General features: G+C 46.0%; 2 pseudogenes. Both read right to left on the bottom strand.

Annotated features, from left to right (window positions below):
* Nucleotides 1-101 (bottom strand): annotated as a pseudogene (locus tag KIV40_RS32505) (alpha/beta hydrolase); the annotation flags it as partial.
* Between the two features lie 55 nt (nt 102-156).
* Nucleotides 157-593 (bottom strand): annotated as a pseudogene (locus KIV40_RS32500) (Slp family lipoprotein); the annotation flags it as partial.

The raw sequence follows: 593 nt of genomic DNA, 5'->3' as shown, positions 1-593 counted from the left end.
CACCCATGGACAAAAACGACCGTCAATGCGGCCGTTTCGGGGTTTCCAAGCTCTTGGCACACCATAGTGCCACTCGGAAGTGAATAAGATTTTTCAATCATCCGTTGTGATCAGTCTTTAATCTTAAATATCCAGATAAGATGTTAAATCACCAGATTACTCGACGTCTTGTACCACTCGGCCTTGTCTTGGCATCGTGTGGAAGCTACGACAATGTAGGCTGCGGCACGAGTAATAAGTCGGTGCGAAATCGTTCACAATCACACGCTCTGTGATTTGCCATAGGCGCTGATTATCAGCGTTCATCACTGGGAATGTATACGGGAACTCACCAATTTTGCCATCTTATGAGCCTGCCGATTGCCCCACAAATGTCACCAAACGACCTTCAGGGTTTACCGCTGCTAGAGATCGGCATATTCACCACTTCAACGCGTGATTTATCTTTGAGGTTAGTGACTTTAGCTATCACACCACCCAGACGGACATCCTTAGCATCAGGGAGTTGATTTACCCACTCTTGGTAATCGGTAATTACTGGTTCTGAAGAGGCTTCCAATTCGGTAGGTAAAGATGAACACCCAACCAATAAT

Source organism: Vibrio sp. D173a (assembly GCF_030248475.1).
The sequence above is the reverse complement of the archived record's forward strand: the minus strand, read 5'-3'. Positions and strand labels throughout refer to the sequence as shown.